The 19,866-nt window shown below is 67.6% G+C and carries 17 protein-coding genes; 11 read left to right on the top strand and 6 right to left on the bottom strand.

What is annotated here, in order from left to right; all coding sequences use genetic code 11:
* Nucleotides 1–53: 53 nt before the first annotated feature.
* Nucleotides 54–1,826: a dipeptidase gene (locus tag E1J61_RS06555; protein WP_133093315.1), complete on the top strand. Its 1,773-nt coding sequence runs from the start codon at nucleotides 54–56 to the stop codon at nucleotides 1,824–1,826.
* A 78-nt stretch (nucleotides 1,827–1,904) separates the two neighbouring features.
* Here the strand turns inward: E1J61_RS06555 and E1J61_RS06560 are convergent, their stop codons facing one another.
* A complete protein-coding gene (locus E1J61_RS06560) occupies nucleotides 1,905–2,384 on the bottom strand; it encodes a nuclear transport factor 2 family protein (RefSeq protein ID WP_133093316.1) in 480 nt (159 codons plus the stop codon).
* 254 nt (nucleotides 2,385–2,638) lie between these two features.
* Between E1J61_RS06560 and E1J61_RS06565 the strand changes: the two genes are divergently transcribed.
* Both E1J61_RS06565 and ada read left to right on the top strand, forming a co-directional pair.
* Nucleotides 2,639–3,415 carry a 2OG-Fe(II) oxygenase gene (locus E1J61_RS06565; protein WP_133093340.1) on the top strand — a complete coding sequence of 259 codons (777 nt, stop codon included), beginning with the start codon at nucleotides 2,639–2,641 and terminating at the stop codon, nucleotides 3,413–3,415.
* 8 nt (nucleotides 3,416–3,423) lie between these two features.
* Nucleotides 3,424–4,518 carry a bifunctional DNA-binding transcriptional regulator/O6-methylguanine-DNA methyltransferase Ada gene (ada, locus tag E1J61_RS06570; protein WP_371703039.1) on the top strand — a complete coding sequence of 365 codons (1,095 nt, stop codon included), beginning with the start codon at nucleotides 3,424–3,426 and terminating at the stop codon, nucleotides 4,516–4,518.
* 8 nt (nucleotides 4,519–4,526) lie between these two features.
* On the opposite strand, the gene E1J61_RS06575 is transcribed toward ada, so the two are convergent.
* Nucleotides 4,527–6,284, bottom strand: a complete 1,758-nt coding sequence (locus tag E1J61_RS06575) for an FAD-dependent oxidoreductase (protein ID WP_133093317.1) — start codon at nucleotides 6,282–6,284, stop codon at nucleotides 4,527–4,529.
* 212 nt (nucleotides 6,285–6,496) lie between these two features.
* Here E1J61_RS06575 and E1J61_RS06580 point away from each other — a divergent pair, with 212 nt between their 5' ends.
* Together E1J61_RS06580 and E1J61_RS06585 are read left to right on the top strand one after the other, a co-directional pair.
* Nucleotides 6,497–7,240, top strand: a complete 744-nt coding sequence (locus E1J61_RS06580; RefSeq protein WP_133093318.1) for a YceH family protein — start codon at nucleotides 6,497–6,499, stop codon at nucleotides 7,238–7,240.
* A 280-nt stretch (nucleotides 7,241–7,520) separates the two neighbouring features.
* Nucleotides 7,521–8,423, top strand: a complete 903-nt coding sequence (locus E1J61_RS06585) for a patatin-like phospholipase family protein (protein ID WP_133093319.1) — start codon at nucleotides 7,521–7,523, stop codon at nucleotides 8,421–8,423.
* Nucleotides 8,424–8,567: 144 nt separating this feature from the next.
* On the opposite strand, the gene E1J61_RS06590 is transcribed toward E1J61_RS06585, so the two are convergent.
* From E1J61_RS06590 to E1J61_RS06600, 3 genes are all read right to left on the bottom strand, one after another.
* Complete coding sequence (locus E1J61_RS06590) at nucleotides 8,568–9,098, bottom strand: hypothetical protein (protein WP_133093320.1); 531 nt, start codon at nucleotides 9,096–9,098, stop codon at nucleotides 8,568–8,570.
* A gap of 214 nt (nucleotides 9,099–9,312) precedes the next feature.
* A complete protein-coding gene (locus E1J61_RS06595) occupies nucleotides 9,313–9,996 on the bottom strand; it encodes an Hpt domain-containing protein (protein WP_133093321.1) in 684 nt (227 codons plus the stop codon).
* 42 nt (nucleotides 9,997–10,038) lie between these two features.
* Nucleotides 10,039–10,662: a response regulator transcription factor gene (locus E1J61_RS06600; RefSeq protein WP_133093342.1), complete on the bottom strand. Its 624-nt coding sequence runs from the start codon at nucleotides 10,660–10,662 to the stop codon at nucleotides 10,039–10,041.
* A gap of 574 nt (nucleotides 10,663–11,236) precedes the next feature.
* Here E1J61_RS06600 and E1J61_RS06605 point away from each other — a divergent pair.
* Nucleotides 11,237–13,153, top strand: coding sequence for a PAS domain-containing sensor histidine kinase (locus E1J61_RS06605; RefSeq protein WP_243736806.1), 1,917 nt, complete (start codon nucleotides 11,237–11,239; stop codon nucleotides 13,151–13,153).
* A 17-nt stretch (nucleotides 13,154–13,170) separates the two neighbouring features.
* On the opposite strand, the gene E1J61_RS06610 is transcribed toward E1J61_RS06605, so the two are convergent.
* Nucleotides 13,171–13,644, bottom strand: a complete 474-nt coding sequence (locus E1J61_RS06610; RefSeq protein ID WP_063240375.1) for an Lrp/AsnC family transcriptional regulator — start codon at nucleotides 13,642–13,644, stop codon at nucleotides 13,171–13,173.
* A gap of 409 nt (nucleotides 13,645–14,053) precedes the next feature.
* Here E1J61_RS06610 and hppD point away from each other — a divergent pair, with 409 nt between their 5' ends.
* The 5 genes from hppD to E1J61_RS06635 all read left to right on the top strand — a co-directional run bounded on the left by hppD (nucleotide 14,054) and on the right by E1J61_RS06635 (nucleotide 19,855).
* Complete coding sequence (gene hppD / locus E1J61_RS06615; RefSeq protein ID WP_133093322.1) at nucleotides 14,054–15,133, top strand: 4-hydroxyphenylpyruvate dioxygenase; 1,080 nt, start codon at nucleotides 14,054–14,056, stop codon at nucleotides 15,131–15,133.
* A 184-nt stretch (nucleotides 15,134–15,317) separates the two neighbouring features.
* A complete protein-coding gene (locus E1J61_RS06620) occupies nucleotides 15,318–16,712 on the top strand; it encodes an amino acid permease (protein WP_133093323.1) in 1,395 nt (464 codons plus the stop codon).
* Between the two features lie 118 nt (nucleotides 16,713–16,830).
* Nucleotides 16,831–18,027 (top strand): amino acid aminotransferase, encoded by a 1,197-nt coding sequence (locus E1J61_RS06625; RefSeq protein WP_133093324.1) that lies wholly within the window; start codon nucleotides 16,831–16,833, stop codon nucleotides 18,025–18,027.
* Between the two features lie 253 nt (nucleotides 18,028–18,280).
* Nucleotides 18,281–18,853, top strand: coding sequence for a (2Fe-2S)-binding protein (locus tag E1J61_RS06630; protein WP_133093325.1), 573 nt, complete (start codon nucleotides 18,281–18,283; stop codon nucleotides 18,851–18,853).
* A 9-nt stretch (nucleotides 18,854–18,862) separates the two neighbouring features.
* Nucleotides 18,863–19,855, top strand: a complete 993-nt coding sequence (locus E1J61_RS06635; RefSeq protein WP_133093326.1) for a xanthine dehydrogenase family protein subunit M — start codon at nucleotides 18,863–18,865, stop codon at nucleotides 19,853–19,855.
* The last annotated feature ends 11 nt before the right edge of the window (nucleotides 19,856–19,866 follow it).

Below are 19,866 nucleotides of genomic sequence, written 5' to 3' on the forward strand. Positions count from 1 at the left end.
AACCCCGGCGAGTGCCCTATCATGCGGCATCCAACCTGACACCCTGCTTCGCAATGACCTCAACTTGCCGCCCGCACCACCGGCCGACGCCACGCCGGTGGGCTGCCCTGCTTGCGCTATCGCTGCTGATCGCGCACCCGGGGCAGGCGCAAACCCTGAAGAAGCCGGCGCTGGACGCGCTGGTGAGCAGCACCCGCGCCGCCACGCCGGCCGACCTGCAGGCCTTCATGGCATCCGCCGCCAAGGCCGAGCCGGCGGTCGCCCCGGCCGTCGCCGCCTGGCAGGCCAGGGCGCCGCTGGCTGGCGACAACCTGGCCAATATCGGCCGCCTGCTGGGCGTCTACAACCGCGTCCATAACGAAGCGGCGGTGATCGACACCATCGGCAAGATGGTGGCGCTGCGCACCGTGCGCGATGAAAAGATCGCCCAGCACGACAACCCCGCCATCGTGGAGTTCGGCAAGCTGGTGGAAGGCATGGCGCGCGACTTCGGGCTGGCCTACCGCAACGTGGACAACCGCGTGTTCGAAGTCACGCTGCCTGGCGGCGGCAAGGACACCTTCGGCATCCTGACGCACGCCGACGTGGTTCCCGCCGTGGCCGAGGAATGGGTGCTGGACGACGGCACCCGCCTCGATCCGTTCCGCCTCACGCGCGTGGGCGACAAGCTCTACGGGCGCGGCACCATCGACGACAAGGGCTCGATCGCAGCCGTGCTGTATGCGATGAAGACCGTCAAGGAAAGCGGCGTGCCGCTGGAACGCACCATCCGCCTGATGATCGAGACCACCGAGGAGACCGGCGGCGACGGCATGAAGTACTACCGCCAGCACACCACGCTGCCGGAGTACAACATCGTGCTCGACAGCAAGTACCCCGCCGTGGTCGCGGAGAAAGGCGCCGGCACCCTGACGGTCTCGTTCGGCATCAAGTCGGCCGACGGCAAGGCCGAGCGCGGCAAGGCAGACAGCAAGGGCCCCGCCATCGTGGCCATGCGCGGCGCCGCCTCGGCCAATGCCATTCCCGAGACCGCCACCGCGCGCATTGCCGGCGGCGATGCCGCCGCGGTGGCCGCGGCGCTCGAACAGGCGAAGGCGGACTTCGTGCGCCGCAACGCGCCGCGCGGCAAGTTCTCGATCGATGTGAAGCGCGAGGGCGATGAAGTCGAAGTCAAGGTCACCGGCGCCTCCGCGCACGGCTCGCGTCCGGAAGAAGGCGTCAACCCGCTGCCGCGGCTGGCGCTGTTCCTGCAGGCCAGCGGCGTGCGCTTTGCCGACAACCACTACCTGAACGCGGTGCGCTACCTGAACGACCTGTACGGGCTTGACTACCTCGGCAACAAGATGGAGCTGGCATATCGCGACGCCTTCATGGGGCCACTGACGATGTCGCCCACGCTGGTGCGCGAGCGCGGCGAGTATGTCGACGTGGTCACCAACGTGCGCATGCCGCGCGGACGCACGCCTGATGAACTGGGCGCCCGCATCACCAAGCGCATCTTCGGCTGGGCCGCGACGCACGGGCCGGTGGAGATCAAGTACGACCAGGGCAACTGGATGGCGCGCGACCCCAAGGGCGCCTGGCTGTCCACGCTGCTCAATATCTTCGGCGACACGACCGGACTGGAAGCGAAGCCGGTCGCGACCGCGGGCAGCACCACCGCCAAGCTGATGCCCAATGCGATCAACTTCGGGCCGGCGATGCCGGGCAAGAAGTACACCGCGCACAATGCGCGCGAGTACAAGGAAGTGCCCGACCTGAACCTCGACATGCAGATGTTCACGGAAATGCTGGTGCGGATCGGCAACCTGGACAAGATGCAGTAGCGCCGGGCTGACCCGCAAGCCGCTTGTTTGCTCTCCTCTCCCACAGGGAGAGGGAAGCAAACAACAGCAGCTTTTCGCTTACAGGCCCAACTCGCTCAACCCAGGATGCCCGTCCGGGCGCCGCCCCAGCGGCCAGTGGAACTTGCGATCCGCCTCCCGGATCGGCGCATCGTTGATGCAGGCGAACCGGCGCCGCATCAGTCCCGCCTCGTCGAATTCCCAGTTCTCGTTGCCATACGACCGGTACCAGTTGCCGGAATCGTCGTGCCATTCATAGGCAAAACGCACCGCGATGCGGTTGCCGTCGTGCGCCCATAGCTCCTTGATCAAGCGGTAATCCAGTTCCTTCTGCCACTTGCGCTGCAGGAAGGCGACGATATCCGCGCGGCCCTTAACAAACTCGGCACGGTTGCGCCAGGCACTGTCGACGGTATAGGCGAGCGCCACGCGCTCGGGGTCGCGGCTGTTCCAGCCATCTTCGGCGGCGCGGACCTTGGCGACGGCGGAATCGTGGGTGAAAGGAGGCAGTGGCGGGCGGATTTCGGGTTGGGCGGACATCGGCGTTCTCCTGCAAAGCAAAAGGTGGACGGGTTGGCGGCCTGGATCGGCGCTCGAAACGAGTCGTAATGATACAGACCTGTCTCATTATTTGTAGACAGATCTGTCTTGTCAAGGCGATTTCTCGTGCAGAATTCAAAAGCAAGACCCGGAGTGCCACCGCCGGCTACCCGGCCTAAAGTGGGCACCATGCAAGCCAACACCGGAGAACGGCAGTGACGACCAAGCAGGCACAGCACCCGCAGCCACGCGCGATGGCGGTAGGCGGGCCACGCCGCCCCGTGCCGGCCCCGCAGGAAATCGGGCGCCAGCCGCCAGTGCGAGCGCCCATCGGCGCGCGCGTCGATAGCATCGACTGGGCCACGCTGGAATGCGAGCTCGACGCGTACGGCTGCGCCGCCATCCGGGGCCTGCTCGCCGAAGCGGAATGCCGGGCGCTCGCCGCGCGCTACCAGCAGGACGGGCTGTACCGCTCGCGCATCGTGATGGCGCGGCACGGCTTCGGCCAGGGCGAGTACAAGTATTTCGCCTATCCCTTGCCCGACATCGTCGGCGCCTTGCGCATGGCGCTGTACCCGCGCCTGGTGCCCGTCGCCAACCGCTGGAACGCCGCGATGGGCATCGACACGCGCTTTCCCGCCGTGCACGCGGACTACCTTGCGCGTTGCCACCAGGCCGGCCAGTCGCGTCCCACGCCGCTGCTGCTGCGTTACGGCCCGGGGGACTACAACTGCCTGCATCAGGACCTGTACGGCGAACATGTGTTTCCGTTGCAGGTGGCGGTGCTGCTGTCCGAGCCCGGACGCGATTTCACCGGCGGCGAGTTCGTGATGACCGAGCAGCGCCCGCGCATGCAGTCGCGCGCCGAAGTGGTGTCGCTGCGCCAGGGCGATGCAGTGGTGTTCGCCGTCAGCCAGCGGCCCGTGCAAGGCAGCCGCGGCAGCTACCGGGTCAACCTGCGGCATGGCGTCAGCCGGCTGCATGCGGGCCAGCGCTACACGCTCGGCATCCTCTTTCACGACGCCAGCTGAGGATCGACATGCCTGCATCCATGCCAGGGCCGCGCCGCAACGCCGGCAGCACCGACAACAAATCCGCCATCGAGAACGACCCGCGCTGGGCGCGCGTGCTGGCGCGCGATCCCGCCGCCGACGGCAGCTTTGTCTACGCGGTCAAGACCACCGGCGTCTATTGCCTGCCCAGCAGCCCGTCGCGGCTGCCGCATCCGGCCAATGTCGAGTTCTTCGACAACGCCTCGGCGGCCGAAGCCGCAGGCTACCGGCCAAGCCGCCGCGCCGCGCCGCCCGCGCTGGCCGCACAGCACGCCGCCATGGTGGCCGACGCATGCCGCCGCATCGAAGCGGCCGATACCTTGCCCGCGCTGCCCGAACTGGCGCGCGCCGCCGGCGTCAGCCCCTACCATTTCCACCGGCTCTTCAAGGCCGCGACCGGCCTGACCCCGCGCGCCTACGCGGCCGCGCACCGCGCCAGCAAGCTGCGCACGCAACTGGGCAGCAGCGAATCGGTGACGGAGGCCATCTACGACGCCGGCTTCGGCTCCAACAGCCGCTTCTACGAGACCGCGGACGCGGTACTCGGCATGACGCCGTCGCGCTACCGCGCTGGCGGCGCCGGCACGGATATCCGCTTCGCCATCGGCCAGTCCGCGCTGGGAGCGATCCTGGTCGCGCAGAGCGAGCGCGGCGTCTGCGCGATCCTGCTGGGCGACGATCCGCAGGCGCTGCTGCAGGATCTGCAGGACCAGTTCCCGCGCGCCAACCTGATCGGCGGCGACGCGCGGTTCGAGCAACTGGTGGCGCAGGTAGTGGGCTTTGTCGAGGCGCCAGCGACCGGCCTGGCGCTGCCGCTGGACGTGCGCGGCACCGCCTTCCAGCAGCGCGTCTGGCAAGCGCTGCAAGAAATCCCGCCGGGCAGCACCGCCAGCTATGCCGAGATCGCGGCCCGCATCGGCGCGCCGCGGGCGGTACGCGCGGTGGCGCAGGCCTGCGCGGCCAACCACCTGGCGGTGGCGATTCCTTGCCATCGCGTCGTGCGCAGCGACGGCGGCCTGTCAGGCTACCGCTGGGGCGTTGCGCGCAAGCGCGATTTGCTTGCGCGCGAAGCAAAAGGCTGAAGCTTGCGCTATCGGGCCGCCGCCAGCTGCACCTTGGCCAGGTAGTCATGGATCTGCGCCACCACCGCAGCGCCCTCGCCCACCGCGGCCGCGACGCGCTTGGTCGAGCCCGAGCGCACATCGCCGATGGCGAAGACACCCGGCACGCTGGTCTGCAGCGGATAGGGCACCGCCGCCGCGCAGCCAAGTTCGCCGCCTCCGGTGCGCACAAAGCCCTTGTCGTCGACCTCGACATGGCAGGTGCGCAGCCAGCTCGCGTTAGGGTCCGCGCCGATGAACAGGAACAGGTGGCGCACGTCCATTTCCACCGGCGTGGGGCTTTCGCCCGGCGCGTCGTAGCGCACCCGAGACAACCAGCCATTGCCCATCAGCGCGGTGATATGCGCATGGGTATGCAGCGTGACATTGGGCAGCGAACCGATGCGGTCGATCAGGTAGCGCGACATGGTCGCTGCGAGCCCGGGGCCGCGCACCAGCATATGCACGTGCGCGGCATGCGACGCCAGGTAGACCGCGGCCTGCCCGGCCGAGTTGCCGCCGCCGACCAGCATCGCGGGTTCGTTGCGGCACAGCTTGGCCTCCACCGGCGAGGCCCAGTAGTAAACACCGCGCCCTTCGAAACGCTCCAGTGACTCGATGCCGGGCCGGCGGTATTGCGCGCCGGTGGCGATCACCACCGTATGGGTCGGGATCATGCGTCCGTCGACCAGCTCCAGCCGGATCGGGTCGGTGCCGCAATGCAGGGCCTTCACTTCCAGCGGGATGGCGATATGCGCGCCGAACTTCAGCGCCTGCACGAAGGCGCGTCCGGCCAGCGCCTGCCCGGAGATGCCGGTGGGAAAGCCCAGATAGTTCTCGATGCGCGCGCTGGCGCCAGCCTGGCCGCCAGGCGAGCGGCAGTCGATCACCGCGACCGACAGCCCTTCGGATGCCGCATACACCGCTGTGGCCAGGCCAGCCGGCCCCGCGCCCACCACGACCACGTCATAGACATGGTGCGGGTCGAACTCCGGCAACAACCCCAGGCATGACGCCAGCTGGCCCTCGTCCGGCGCGCGCAGCACGCGGCCGTCGGGGCAGATCACCAGCGGGAAGTCGCTCGCGGGCGCGTGGGCGTACTCGAGCAGCAGCGAGCAGTCGCCGTCCACGTCCATGTCGATCACGGTATGCGGGTAGCCGTTGCGCCGCAGGAACGCCTGCAGCGCCAGCAGCAGCGGCTCGGTGCCGTGGCCGACCAGGACCGGTCCGCTGCCGAACTCGATCAGGCCGACGCGGCGCAGGATCAGCGCGCGCATGATGCGCTCGCCCAGTTCGGCCTCGGCCACCAGCAGCGCGCGCAGGCGCTCGGGCGTGATGGCGTAGCCGTCGGTGTCGCTCAAGGCGACGCCGTCGACCAGGGCCGGCCGGCCGCTGAGCGTGCCGACCTCGGCCAGGAAGTGGCCAGGTCCCTGTTCAGTGATCGTGTGCTCGCGTCCCAGCCCGTCGCGGCGCACGATGCGCACGCAGCCGCTGGTGACGAGGTACATGCCACGCCCGGTCTGGCCGATCGAGAACAGCTTCTCGCCGGCGCGCCAGCGCTGCGGCGTGCCGAAGCGCTTCACCCGTGCCATGTCTTCGGCGCCAAGCTGCGGGAACATCTGGTGCCAGCGCGACTCCAGCGTGGAGTACGGCGCTTCCAGGCCGGCGCCGTCGGACGTTGCGCCCGCTCCGCCAGCCTCGCCATCGGTGGCACCCGTTGCCATCGCTTCCGCCTGTGAAATCGCCATGTTGGCCCCCCAGTAGTCGGTACGCGCGCAGCCGGTGGCAGCGCGGCCTATCGATAGTAGACGGCACGCCGCAGAATGCGAGGGACGAACCAGGCGCAAACCGCGGCGCGGCAGCGCCGGCATGGCATAGTTGCGCCTGGCGCTGCCTTGCGCTTGAATGGGAGCGCGCCGCCAGGCCGGCAGGCGCCGTCCGAGTCCAACCCAGAGTCTTGATGCAACCCGATTCCGTCTCCGACGCCAGCCAGCCTGGCGAACGCCCCGCCCGCCCCGCGCCGCGGCCCCTGTCAGCCGTGGAAGGCCGCGTGCTCGGCGTGCTGGTGGAAAAACAGCACACCGTCCCCGACACCTATCCGCTGTCGCTCAATGCCCTCGCCTCCGGCTGCAACCAGAAGACCGCCCGCGCGCCCGTCATGAACGTGAGCGAGCCCGAGATCCTCGACGCCATCGACGGGCTCAAGCACCTGAGCCTGGTCTTCGAGGGCAGCAGCAGCCGCGTGCCGCGCTTCGAACACAATATGCAGCGCGCGCTGGCCGTGCCGAGCCAGTCAGTCGCGCTGCTGGCAATGCTGTTGCTGCGCGGGCCGCAGACCGCGGCGGAATTGCGCCTGAACACGGCGCGCCTGCACGCGTTTGCCGATATTTCGGCGGTGGAGGGGTTCCTGGATGAACTGGCCGAGCGCGAGCCGCCCTTCGTGGTCCGGCTGGCGCGTGCGCCCGGCGCGCGCGAGCACCGCTGGATGCACCTGCTGGGCGGCGATGCGGGGCTGGAAGCCGCGCAGGAGGCGGCTTACGGCGGCGGCCAAGGTAGTGCCGAGGCGGGCGCCGGGACTACCGGCGAACTTGCCCAACTGCGCGCGGAACACCAGGCGCTCTCGGAGAAGGTCGCGCGCTTGCAGGCCCTCGTCGACCATATGGCCGGCCAGCTCGGGATTGCTCCCGACGAATTCCTGGAATAGCGCACCCAGAACTTTCCGCGTCCCGGCATGCTCTGCCGGGGCCCCGGGTACTGCCAGCGAGGATCCTCCTGAGGCCAGCCCTGCCTGAAGTTGTGGAAAATTTGTGCCTGGCGGTTAATTGCATTATTCAGGCACAGAACGCCGACGTGACGGACCGGCGCTTCGGGGACACCATCATGCCGAGCCGGTCTGGTGTCGGTTATGCTTTTGCCAGGGTCGCGACACGCGAGCCGACATGCAAGGGGAGACAGCGCGGACGCACCGCGCCATCACGACAGCCATGGACAAGACAGCCTTCGTATTTGCCGGCGGCGGCAGCCTCGGCGCAATCCAGGTCGGCATGCTGCGCGAGCTGGTGGCATGGGGCGTGACGCCCGACATCGTCATTGGCGCCTCGGCAGGCGCGATCAACGGGGCCTATTTCGCCTGCAACCCAGGCGTTGCCGGCGCCGGCCAGCTGGACCAGCTGTGGCGCGGCATCCGCCGCGCCGACATCATGCCGTGGGGCTGGCGCAGCGTGCTCGGCATGGTCGGGCGCAGCCGCGGACACCTGGTCGAGTCGGCAGGCCTGCGCGCGCTGCTGGCGCGGCATTTCGGGCCGCGCCGGCTGGAAGCGGCCGAGCTGCCCCTCCACGTGGTCGCGACTGACATGAACAGCGGCGATGAGGTGCTGCTCTCGCGCGGCAACATCGTGGATGCGGTGCTGGCCAGCGCCGCCATTCCCGGCGTGTTCCCGCCGGTGCAGTTCGAAGGCCGCACGCTGATCGACGGCGGCGTGGCCAACAATACCCCCGTATCCACCGCGGTCGCCCTCGGCGCCACCCGAGTGATCGTGCTGCCCGCGGGCTTCACCTGCGCCGAGCGCCGGGCGCCGCGCGGCGCGCTGGAACATGCCTTCAATGCGCTGTCGCTGCTGGTGGCGCGCCAGCTGGTGAACGACCTGCAGCACTTTGCCGACCGGGCGCATATCAGCGTGGTGCCACCGCTATGCCCGCTCGATATCTCGCCCTACGACTACACGCGCTGCGGCGAACTGATCGACCGTGCCGCCGCCACCACCGCCCAGTGGCTGCAGGGCAAGGGCCTGGAGAGCCGGCATGTCCCGGGCGCGCTGCACGTGCATTCGCACGACGACGCGTCGCCCAGCTGCAGCACCGATATCCCGGCGGCCGCTCCGCACTGACGGCGGCACCCCTGGGGGCAGGCTCCGGCACGTTGCTAGAATGGCCGGCGTGCCGTCCCAGACCGAGCGCAGCGCGAGTACCCGCCAGGGGCCCTGGTCGAAGCCGCCGCAGCCTTGCTGATCGAGCAAGGCCATGCGAGGGCTTCAGGGCAGCCGCGCCAGCAACCGGTCGCGCCAAGTGGGTGGCAGCGCCAGCCGTCCTTGCGTTCCCGCGGCCGGGGACGCGTAAACCAGCGCCTGGCCATCCCAGCTCACGTGGATCGGACCGACGCTGGTGATGGTGCGGTGCGCCAGCACGTGCTCGCGCCCTTCCCTACGCCCATCGCCCCGCCCTTCGCCATACACGCGCAACAGCAACCGGTCATGGCGCAGGTAGCAATATTCCGCGGCGTAGGGCACAGCCGCATCCACCGCCGGCAGGTGCCGGCAGTTGTGGGCACCGGCGCGCTCCCATGCGCCGTGCCCATAGACAATCGCCGTCCAGATGGCGCCGAGCGCGGCCAGCCGGCCAATGGCAACGCGGGCCAGGCGCTGCGCCCGTTCGCGGCGTCCCTCGCGTGTGGCCAGCACCTGCAAGATGGCGCGGCCGGAAAAGAACGACAGCAGCAGCAGGGCCACCGCAGCCAGGTGGAAATAGAAGGCCGATTCCGGCAATGCCGCCAACGCATGGTTCATGACCCGTCCCCGGAAAATGCCGGCGACCAGCCAGGGAAAATCTGGCTGGAATTGCCGCGCCAAAATCCTTCCATACCCACCCGGAATGAATCGGCGGCATTCATTACCGGATATCCAGAATAACCAGCCACAGTCAATCCAGCATAATCAAGCGGCGCGCCTGCGCCAATCCGGTAAATCACCGTGCCTGATAATCACATCAACTGGCCTGGCCTTATGTCCTGGCCGCCAGAGCCGCCAGCAATTCAACCAGGCGCGCGCAGGTCGGTTCGAAAACCGCGCGGAGTGCCATCACCGTGCCGGCATCGCCGCCGCGGGCGGCGTCTTCCATGCGTTGCGCCAGCCCGCGCAGCGAGTCGCAACCGACATAGTGCGCAGACGATTTCATCCGATGTGCGATGCTGCCGCACGTTTCCAGTTCGGTGCCGGCGGCGCGCAATTGTGCCAGGTCGTCCTGCGCCGACGTCACCAGCGCCTGCAGCAATTCGGCTGCGAACCCCTTGTCGCCGAGGGTCTGCGCGGCAATCGCAGCCGGGATCGCAGCCGCCTCGTGCGCAGGGAGCGCAATGTAATGGCGCTCGGCCAGCATGGCAAGAATCGCCGCTTCGGTTGTCGGCACCGGCAATCGGGCCACGAAGGCACCATGGTCCGCCGGTTTCCCGGGCGGTACCGCGACCGCGCACAGCGCGCCGGCGGCATGCCAGCCTTCCAGCAGCGTGGGCGGCACGGGCGCGCCCGGCCCCGCGATGACCAGCCCGGCCTTGCCGGCCGATGCCTGCGCAAGTGCCGAACCCGGCGCGGCGAGGTGCGGTGCAAACCCCAGCCGCGGCAGCAGCGCCGCCACGCTGGCGGCCCACTGTCCGTCGTGCAGGGCGGCAATCAGCAGCGCGCAATTCATGGCAACTCCCTGGGCAATGCGAATGAAACCAAGTCCGCCATGCTAGCCGATCGCAATATGGTGGCGCCGCGCAAAATCGATGACATCCACGATCGAGCGCGCCCCCAGCTTTTCCATGATCCGCGTCTTGTGGGTGCTGACAGTCTTATTGGAAATAAACAGGACTTCCCCAATCTCCTTGTTGCTCATCCCTTTCGCCAGCATTTGCATGATAATCAGCTCCTTGTCCGACAGGCTGGCCAGGCGCAATGCCTCATCGCCGAACTCGGATTTTCCGCCCTCGAGTTCGGGCATTACCGTGTAGCCCGCCAGCACCGATTCGGCACAGCGCACGATTTCCGAAATCTCCTGGGTCTTGCTCACGAAGCCATGCGCGCCCGCCTGGCGCGCGCGCGGGGCAAAGGTATTCTGGTCCTGGCCCGAGATCACCAGGATGCGCACGCCCGGATGAACGGCCTTGAGGCGGGGAATCACGTCAAGGCCGTTGATCTTCGGTATGTCCAGGTCGAGGATCACCACGTCGGGCGCACACTGCCGCACGATTTCCACGGCGGCCTGGCCATTGTCTGCTTCCAGTACATGCGTGACGCCCAGCACCTGGGACAAGTGGGTCTTGAGGACGACTCGCACGGGCGGATGATCGTCGACGATCAGGATAGTGGCCACTGCATTTACTCCATTGCAAACTTTTCTGTGCCTTCGCGAAGGGCGCGAAGAAGTCAGGCGTTGCAGAATTGTGCGCAGCATTTGCCCACGAATACACCTGAAGATTCCGAGGCGTGAAAGGAATCTTCCTATCTTCGTGAGCGGGCAAGCGGGTTGTGCTGATTGTCCTATGCCGGCCCGTGTTTCGGTCGCGAGCGGTGCCGCATGGATGGAGCGCGTAGGCATCGCGGTTGGCAGGGCGAATCATAGCGCCGCAATCACACTCGCAATGTGCAGAGAGCGTCGCCGGACATGCATAACTTCGGCGTGGGCGCACACTAAATCCCCGCTGCAGGCCCGCCCTTGGCAGCGCGTTAGGCACTGTCGGCACTCGAATCGGAAATTTCCACAGGCATTTTCGGCATTGTCTGAATGAGGTGGTGCAGCTTGGCTCATAGAGTGAATACCAGCCGCATTTTCCTGGTCCGCCTTGCCCCGCCTGTCCTGCCTTTCCCTCCTTTCCTGCTTGCCGGTCCGTTCGAAATCCCCCAGCACGGCATGCCGCGCCCCATCGCCACCCCGCCACGCCATTGCCGTGTTGCATCGTTGGGCCGCGATGGTCCTGTTCGCTTTCTCGACCGGCGCCGTGGGCCAGACCATGGCGCCGCTGCGCGCCGCGTCGCCTGCCCATGAACGCCTGTACGGCTGGGCCGCGATGCTGTTCTGCGGTCTCAGTGCATGCCTGCTGGCATGGATCGCCGTGCTCCATCGCGAGGTTCGCCGGCGCCGCGCGGCCGAGAGCGCGCTGAACGACCATATAGCGATCCAGTCGGCGCTGCTTGACGGCATTCCGCAGCCGGTCTACCTGCGCGATGCCTCGCTGCGGCTCATCACCTGCAACCGCAGCTACGAGGAACTCGTCGGCGTCACGCGCGAGCTGCTGCGCGGCCAGCCGCTCGATGCGCCGGGCCATGCGCATCCCATCGTCACCGACATGGCCGAGCTGGCGCGCGACTACCGCAAGGTCCTCGACGATGGCGCGCCGCTGCGAAAGGACCGTTGCCTGCAGCTCGACGGGCGCAGCCATCATGTGCTCAACTGGATTACGCCGCTGCGCGGCGCCGACGGCAAGGTCAAGGGCCTCGCGGGCGGCTGCGTCGACCTGACCGAACGCCACGACATGCTGGCCGAGCTGGCTCTCGCCAAGGCCGAGGCGGAAGCCGCCAACCGCGCCAAATCCACCTTCCTGGCTTCGGTCAGCCATGAGATCCGCACGCCGATGAACGCGATCACCGGCATGCTGGAGCTGACACTGGCGCAATGCCAGCTGCCTGACCGCGACCGCCTGCAGCTGGTGACCGCGCATCAGTCGGCGCTCGGCCTGCTGGCGCTGATCGACGACATCCTGGACTTGTCAAAGATGGAGGCCGGCAAGTTCAGCGTCCACCCGGCGCCGGCATCGCTGCCGGCGCTGGTCAACGACACCCTGCTGATATTCGGTCCCGTGGCCGAGCAGAAGGGATTGACGCTGACCGGCGAAACCGGCGCCGGCGTCGCGCCGCTGCACCAGGTCGACGGCCTGCGCTTCCGGCAAATCCTGGGCAACCTGGTGTCCAACGCCGTGCGCTTTACCGACCGCGGGACGATCCATATCCAGCTCGAAGCCGAGCCGGCCGAGGACGGCAAGCAAGGCGTGACGCTGACTGTTACCGATACGGGCATCGGCATACCACCGGCGGCGCAAGCGCGGCTGTTCGAGCCGTTCGCGCAGGTACACGACCAGTCGCGCGCGCACGCAGGCGGCACCGGGCTCGGCCTGGCGATCTGCCGGCGCCTGGCGAGCGCGATGGGCGGACAGATTGCGCTGGCCAGCCAGCCGGGCCAGGGCACGCGCGTGACGGTGTCGCTGCCGCTGGCGCTGGCCGACGCCGTCGCTGCCGAGCCGGCGCAGCCGGTGCCAATGCCGGGCTGCGCGCGCTGCCATGCCCGCATCCTGGTGATCGACGACCACGCGCCCAACCGCCTGCTGCTGCAGCGCCAGCTGGAGTACCTGGGCCACCATGTGGCTACCGCGAAGGACGGCCGTGACGGGCTGGCCAGGCTCGATGGCGCAGTGTTCGACGTCGTGGTCTGCGACTGCGCGATGCCGGTGATGGACGGCCTGGCGTTCGCGCGTGTGGTGCGGGGCCGTGATGACGCGGTCCGCGACGTGCCCATCGTCGGCTGCACCGCCAGTGCCGTGGCGGAAGACCACACCGCCGCGCTGGCTGCCGGCATGAATGCGGTGATCGTCAAGCCGGTGGGCCTGCAGGATCTGGACGAAGCGGTGGCACGCGCCTGCAGCGGCCGCCTTCCGCCGCCGCGGCCGTCGATGACGGTGCATGCGGTGCGATCCGAGCCGCCCGCCGAAGATGCGCCGAACGCCGGCAAGCCCGGCTCCTGTGCGGCCTGGTGTGCCGTTTGCCGCGCAATGAACGTGGCGTGCGACCGGATCGACACGGTCCCGGAGTAACGGGAACCCGCGCGGTTTCAGGCTTCCACCGGCACGGCGCTGGTGCACTTGATCTCGTCCAGGCAGACGCTGGACTTGACCGCGCTGACGCCCGGGATCCGCATCAGCGTATCGAGCAGGAAGTCAGACAACGCCTTCAGGTCCTTCGCGACCACCTTCAGCACATAGTCGATATCGCCGGTCACGGAAAAGCACTCCTGGATCTGCGCCAGTTCCGCCACCAGCCGCTTGAAGTTGGACAGCTCGCGGATATGCCCGCGCTCCATCGTCACGTGGATAAAGGCAACGACGCCCAGGCCGAGGGCAGCGGCATCCAGCCGCGCTTCGTAGCGCTTGACCAGTCCGGCCTCTTCCAGGCGGCGGTGGCGCCGCAGCGTTTGTGCCGGAGACAGCGCAATTGCCTCGGCCAGCTCCAGGTTCGAGGCGCGCGCGCGCTCCTGCAAGACCGCGAGCAGGCGGCGATCGGTACGGTCCAGCTCGATCGTTTGCACTTTGATTTCCTCACTTCAGAGATTCAAGCAATTTGATTTCATAAGCTAGGGTTTCCCTGTGTGGCTAACGAAATCCAATTTTGCTGGGCAGAATATACACTGCATCCCAAGCCAGCGACATAAAGCCAGCGCCAAGACCAGGTACGCCGGCATGACTGGCGGCGGCGCCACCCGATCCTGGCAGCGTCGCCACTGCAATAATATTTCCCGACTGACCGGTTCTGAACGCCCCCCATGACCATGAACCTGCCTTCCCAGCCTGGCACGCCAGGCGCCAGCGCCAACGGCGCGGAGCGCTGAACCGGAATCCCGATCTTCGGCGCGCGCCCGTCCTGCCCGACGGCACTCTGCGGGCGCCGCACCGATCCAATCATTAACCTCCTCTTAGTTTCCCCTTAGTGAGAAAGCCATGGCCGACCTGTTTGACAACCCGATGCAACTGATGGGCTTCGAATTCGTGGAATTCGCCTCGCCCACCCCTAATGTGCTCGAGCCGCTGTTCGAGCAGATGGGCTTCACGCTGGTGGCAAAGCACCGCTCCAAGGACGTGGTGCTGTACCGCCAGGGCGAGGTGAACTTCATCGTCAACCGCGAGCCGCACAGCCACGCCGCCTACTTTGCCGCCGAGCACGGCCCGAGCGCCTGCGGCATGGCCTTCCGCGTCAAGGATTCGCACAAGGCCTATGCCCGCGCACTGGAACTGGGCGCGCAACCGGTGGAAATCCCGACCGGCCCGATGGAACTGCGCCTGCCCGCGATCAAGGGCATCGGCGGCGCGCCGCTCTACCTGATCGACCGCTTCGAGGAAGGCAAGTCGATCTATGACATCGACTTCGAGTTCATCGAGGGTGTCGACCGCCACCCGGTCGGCCACGGCCTCAAGCTGATCGACCACCTGACGCACAACGTCTACCGTGGCCGCATGGCTTATTGGGCCAACTTCTATGAAAAGCTGTTCAACTTCCGCGAAATCCGCTACTTCGACATCCAGGGCGAGTACACCGGCCTGACCTCCAAGGCCATGACCGCGCCGGATGGTAAAATCCGCATTCCGCTGAACGAGGAATCGTCCAAGGGCGCCGGCCAGATCGAAGAGTTCCTGATGGCCTTCAACGGCGAGGGCATCCAGCACATCGCCTTCCTGACCGACAACCTGATCGAGGTCATCGACAACCTGCAGCTCGCGGGCGTGCCGCTGATGACCGCGCCGAACGACTACTACTACGAAGCGCTGGACACGCGCCTGCCCGGCCACGGCCAGCCCGTCGAGCAACTGAAGTCGCGCGGCATCCTGCTGGACGGCACCACGGAAGGCGGCAAGCCCCGCCTGCTGCTGCAGATCTTCTCCAAGACCGCGCTGGGTCCGGTGTTCTTCGAGTTCATCCAGCGCCGCGGCGACGAAGGCTTCGGCGAAGGCAACTTCAAGGCGCTGTTCGAGTCGCTGGAACGCGACCAGATCGAACGCGGCACGCTCAAGGTCGAGGCCTGACCGGCATTGGCCTTCACTGACCGGCCGCCTGTGCCAGGCACCAGCCGGTTCCGGTAAGCGAACCACTCACGCGGCAGTCACCCTGCCGCGCGGGTGGTTGCGTCCCCCCGGCCCAAGCGTCCGACTCCAAACAGCCAGAGGCGCGGGCCCGCATTCCATGAGAATGGGTAGAGGAAACAACTGAATGCATGCAAGCAGCAATGACGGCACGCTCAAGCGTGGCCTGAAGAACCGGCATATCCAGCTGATCGCGCTGGGCGGCGCCATCGGCACCGGCCTTTTCCTGGGCATCGCCCAGACCATCAAGATGGCAGGCCCCTCGGTCCTGCTGGGCTACGCGATCGCCGGCATCGTGGCGTTCTTCATCATGCGCCAGCTCGGCGAGATGGTGGTGGACGAGCCTGTCGCCGGCTCCTTCAGCTACTTCGCCGACAAGTACTGCGGCCACTTCGCCGGCTTTCTCTCCGGCTGGAACTACTGGGTGCTGTACATCCTGGTGAGCATGGCCGAACTGTCCGCCGTCGGCATCTACGTGCAGTACTGGTGGCCGGAAATCCCGACCTGGGTCTCGGCGCTGGTGTTCTTCCTGGTGATCAACGCGATCAACCTGTCGAGCGTGAAGTCCTTCGGCGAGATGGAATTCTGGTTCTCGATCATCAAGGTCGCGGCCATCATCGGCATGATCGGCTTCGGTGGCTACCTGCTGATGTCGGGCAATGCCGGCCCGCAGGCCAGCGTGGCCAACCTGTGGCAGCACGGCGGCTTCTTCCCCAACGGCATGGGCGGCCTGGTGATGGCCATGGCGGTGATCATGTTCTCGTTCGGCGGGCTCGAGCTGGTGGGCATTACCGCAGCGGAAGCGGATTCGCCCGAGAAGACCATTCCCAAGGCCACCAACCAGGTGATCTACCGCATCCTGATCTTCTATGTGGGCGCGCTGGCAGTGCTGCTGTCGCTGTACCCGTGGGAGAACGTAGTCACCGGGGGCAGCCCGTTCGTGCTGATCTTCCATGCGCTGAACAGCAACTGGGTTGCCAACGTGCTGAACGTGGTGGTGCTGACCGCGGCGCTGTCGGTCTACAACAGCGGCGTGTACTGCAACAGCCGCATGCTGTACGGCCTGGCCCAGCAGGGCAATGCGCCCAAGGCGCTGCTGAAGGTCAACAAGCGCGGCATCCCGCTGACGGCGCTGGCCTTCTCGGCGCTGGCCACCGCGGTGTGCGTGGTGATCAACTACTTCATGCCGGGCAAGGCCTTTGAGCTGCTGATGGGCCTGGTGGTGTCGGCCCTGATCATCAACTGGGCCATGATCAGCCTGATTCACCTGAAGTTCCGCGCCGACAAGCGCCGCGCCGGCCAGGCCACGAAGTTCCAGAGCTGGGGCTACCCGCTGACCAACTACCTGTGCCTGGTGTTCCTGGGCGGCATCCTGGTGGTGATGTACCTGACCGAAGGCCTGCGCCTTTCCGTCTACCTGATCCCGGTGTGGCTGGTGGTGCTCGGCGTCAGCTACCTGGTGCGCCAGAAGAAAGCAGCCGCCTTGCTGCAGGACGGCGTCGCCGCCCAGCAGTTGCGCTGAACGGCCAGTGCGGCGCCTGCAAACCGCGGGCGCCGCCGGTTAGAATCCTTGCTGCGCGGTGCCCGGCGCCTGCCTGCGCCACGCAGCAGCCCTCTCCGACCTGATTCCATCGCATCCCATGTTCGCACACATCGAAGCCTTCCCCGGCGACCCCATCCTCTCGCTCAACGAGGACTTCCAGAAAGATCCCCGCACCGACAAGGTCAACCTGAGCATCGGCATCTACTTTGACGATGACGGCCGCCTGCCGGTGATGCAGGCGGTTGCCAAGGCCGAAGCCGCGCTGCTGGCCGACATGGGCCCGCGCCCCTACCTGCCGATGTCGGGCCTGGCGGGCTACCGCAGCGCGGTGCAGGCGCTGGTGTTCGGCGAAGACTCGCCGGCGCGCGCCGCCGGCCGCATCGCCACGCTGCAGACGCTGGGCGGCTCCGGCGCGCTGCGCGTGGGCGCGGACTTCCTCAAGCGCTACTACCCGCAGTCGCAGGTCTGGATCAGCGACCCGAGCTGGGAAAACCATCGCGTGGTGTTCGAGCGCGCGGGGTTCACGGTCAACACCTACCCGTACTACGACGACGCCACCGGCGGCCTGAAGTTCGACGCGATGATGGAAGCGCTGCGCGCCATCCCCGCGCAGAGCATCGTGCTGCTGCACGCCTGCTGCCACAACCCGACCGGCGTGGACCTGAACCAGGACCAGTGGCGCCAGCTGATCGCGCTGGTCAAGGCCAACAACCTGCTGCCCTTCGTCGACATGGCCTACCAAGGCTTCGGCGCCGGCCTGGAGGACGACGCCTTTGCGATCCGCGAACTGGTGGCGCAGGACGTGCCTTGCCTGGTGGCCAATTCGTTCTCGAAGAACTTCTCGCTGTATGGCGAGCGCTGCGGCGGCCTGAGCGTGTTCTGCAACACCGCCGGCGAAGCCGCCAACGTGCTCGGCCAGCTGACCGGCGCGGTGCGTGCCAACTACAGCAACCCGCCGACGCACGGCGCGCGCGTGGTGGCCAAGGTGCTCACCACGCCCGAGCTGCGCCAGCTGTGGGAAGAAGAACTGGCCCAGATGTGCGGCCGCATCGCGCGCATGCGTGAAGCGATCCACCACAACCTGCGCGACCATGTCAGCGGCGAGGCGCTGTCGCGCTACCTGACGCAGCGCGGCATGTTCACCTACACCGGCCTGAGCGCCGACCAGGCCGAGCGCCTGCGCGAGCAGCACGGTGTCTACCTGCTGCGCTCCGGCCGCATGTGCGTGGCCGGCCTGAACGAGCGCAACGTGGGCATCGTGGCGAAGGCCATCGGCAGCGTGCTGAAGGGCTAAGCCTTTCCGGTTTCGCAAACAATGCCAGGGGCGGCGCCATTGTGCGCCGCTTTTCTTTTTGCTGGCCGGCTGGCGCGAGCGTAATTTCTACAAGCCCACGTGGAGTTATGACGCACGCGGCGGCCCCGCTTCCCTGCCACTGCTGGTACAAGCCTGCCCCGCCGACGGGCACCGAATTTGCTGTCCTTCTTGCTGCACTATCAGGCGCGACGCCATCCCCGTGGTGCCGCCCAGTCCACAAGAGGCCAGCACGATGTCCGAACACAAGGAGCCCTCCCGGCGCGATGCCACCGCGCCCGCAGGCAGTGGCGCGCGACCCGTCACGCTCAGGATCAACGGCCAGTCCCACACCCTGCAACTCGAGCCACGCGCCACATTGCTCGACACGCTGCGCGAAGTGATGCACCTGACCGGCACCAAGAAAGGCTGCGACCGCGGCCAGTGCGGCGCCTGCACGGTGCTCAGCGACGGGCGCCGCATCCAGGCCTGCCTGACGCTGGCGGTGATGCAGGAGGGCCGCGACCTTACCACCATCGAAGGCCTGTCCGGCGGCAACGCGCTGCACCCGGTGCAGGCAGCCTTTGTCGCGCATGACGCACTGCAGTGCGGCTTCTGCACGCCGGGGCAGATCTGCTCGGCCGTCGGCATGCTGGCCGAGGCGCGCGCCGGCGAGGCCAGCGCGGTGCGGCCGCTGGCAGCGCCCACGCTGCCGCTTGGCGACGACGAGATCCGCGAGCGCATGAGCGGCAACCTGTGCCGCTGCGGCGCCTATCCCAAGATCGTCGCCGCGATCCGCGAGGCCGGCGGCAAGCCAGGCGCGCACTGAGGCCGCGGCATGCAGCCATTCTCCTACGCGCGGCCCGACACCATTGACGAAGCGCTGCGGCTGGGCAGCCAGCCGGGCGCGCGCTATATCGGCGGCGGCACCAATCTGATCGACCTGGTCAAGGCTGGTGTCGAAACGCCGCGACAGCTGGTCGACGTGAGCCGCCTGCCGCTGGCGCGGGTCGAGGCGCTGCCAGACGGCGGCCTGCGCATCGGCGCGACGCTTACCAACACCGACGCGGCCAACCTGCGGCCGGTGCGCGAGCAGTACCCGCTGCTGGCACAGGCGCTCTTGTCCGGCGCGTCCGGGCAGCTGCGCAATATGGCCACCCTCGGCGGCAACCTGCTGCAACGCACGCGCTGCCACTATTTCTACGACACGGGCTTCCCGGCCTGCAACAAGCGCAAGCCAGGCTCGGGCTGCGGTGCGCTCGACGGCATCAACCGCATGCACGCGATCCTTGGCGCGAGCGAGCATTGCATCGCCGTGCATCCGTCCGACATGTGCGTGGCGCTGGCCGCGCTGGAGGCCGTCATTGTCGTGCGCGCGCCCGGCGGCGAGCGCCGCATCAGGATCGCCGACTTCCATCGCTTGCCGGAAGACAAGCCCGAGATCGACACGACGCTGGCGCCCGGCGAACTGGTCGTGGCGCTGGAACTGCCGCCCTCGCCCTACGCCGCGCATGCGCACTACCTGAAGGTGCGCGACCGGTCCAGTTTCGCCTTCGCGCTGGTCTCGGTGGCCGCGGCGCTGGAATTTTCCGGCCATACCGTGCGCAGCGCGCGGATTGCGCTGGGCGGCGTGGCACACAAGCCCTGGCGCGTGCCCGGCGCCGAGCAGGCGCTGACCGGCCGGCCGCTGAGCGCGCACAGCGCGGCAGAAGCCGCCCGCCTGTTGCTCGACGGCGCCCGGTCGTATGAGCACAACGCCTTCAAGGTCGGGCTGGCGCAACGCGCCGTGGTGCGCGCGCTGCAGGTGGCAGCCCGCCCGCAAGGCGCCTGAAGGAGCATTGC

It is taken from the genome of Cupriavidus sp. L7L, assembly GCF_004353535.1.
Lineage (GTDB): Bacteria > Pseudomonadota > Gammaproteobacteria > Burkholderiales > Burkholderiaceae > Cupriavidus > Cupriavidus oxalaticus_A.